This window comes from Acinetobacter sp. (assembly GCF_036666595.1).
Classification (GTDB): Bacteria; Pseudomonadota; Gammaproteobacteria; order Pseudomonadales; family Moraxellaceae; genus Acinetobacter.
The window spans coordinates 1-1254 of record NZ_JAVWVO010000028.1 but is presented as its reverse complement, the minus strand read 5'-3'; the positions used below and the strand labels follow the sequence as shown (position 1 = coordinate 1254).

Genomic DNA, 1254 nt, shown 5'->3' with positions numbered 1-1254 from the left:
AGCGAGTTTATGTTTTAATGCAACCAGTTTGAGATGAGCCTCATACAGTATATCGGACAATACGATATACGACTAAGCCCCCATGAGGGGCTTTTTTATTCTCCAAATTTAATACAAGCTCGCTTTAAATATTATCTAAGCTGTAATCGTCTAATTAATGTTAGTCATCAAAATATAATAGTGATCAAATTTGTTAGTTTCTCAGTAAATTTAAAAATAAAAAATGTTAAATACTGCTACTTATAGTCACTTTTCGTGATAAGTCCAAGAATAATTTCGATTTATGATGATGAGTAGATTAATATGCATCATATATAAATATAGAGTCTATAATAATGCTAAAGAAGATTATCTTGTTGGGTGGGTGTTTATATTTTAGTGGAGGGGCATGGGCACAAGAAACCAAAATTATTGGGTTTGAACAGTTTTTCAATCTTGATAAAGAACATAGCTACCAACTGGAATTGGGAAACCTGAATCCTGCCAGCCAATTTTGGACAGCAGTTTATCTTGTTGCTGTTCCTAAAACCACGGGCAATCAGGAAAGCAAACTTGATTTCTTGATTGTTGGTCAGGGTTTACTAGCAAAAAATCATCCGACTCAACCTGCTGAAGCAGTCACGCTAGTCGCGCAAGATTTACCAATGCGTAAAAACTATTCACTCAAAGAGTTTGATGATTTAACCGATGAAATCGAAGATCAAACTCATAAGGAAATACAAGATCCTATTCTAACTGATGCTAGTAATGTTCGAGTGTATGGCAAAATCTGGGATTGGATTCCTGAATATAATGTAAATCAACCTGCCAAAATTAGCTTTGGTGTAGAAAATGCTCAGGATTTTGATATTAAAGCAGCTTATTTAGTGGTTGGTGAGGGAGAAAAAACCAAGCAAATTATGCAACTAGATATTCAACCTTATTCAAATCGGGGTGATTCAATCGAGAATCCTCAAGTGACGAGAGCAGAACGTAACTTGGTTTGGCTTGAAACAAAATTTATGATTTTTTTTGTGGTAACCGCAAGCTTGATTTTCCTGAAGTGGGGGAAATGGCGCAGAAGAGAATAAAATAAATAAAGCCAGAAGATAAAAGGTGTTTGAAGATTGGGATTCAAACACCAAGGTTATTTATTATTGATCTAAACCTAACCATTGACGTTGTTGGTAAGCGCTATCCCAAAATAACCATTCCAACTTCGCGCCCATGCGATAAGCCGCATGCATTTTCACTAAAGTATCTTCATCACAACGT

General features: G+C 35.6%; 1 protein-coding gene and 1 pseudogene. One reads left to right on the top strand and one right to left on the bottom strand.

Features of this window, described 5'->3' with window-relative positions:
* The first annotated feature begins 335 nt into the window (after positions 1–335).
* Positions 336–1070 (top strand): hypothetical protein, encoded by a 735-nt coding sequence (locus tag RR876_RS16515; RefSeq protein WP_332637134.1) that lies wholly within the window; start codon positions 336–338, stop codon positions 1068–1070.
* A 63-nt stretch (positions 1071–1133) separates the two neighbouring features.
* Here the strand turns inward: RR876_RS16515 and RR876_RS16510 are convergent.
* Positions 1134–1254, bottom strand: a pseudogene (locus tag RR876_RS16510) (thiaminase II); the annotation flags it as partial.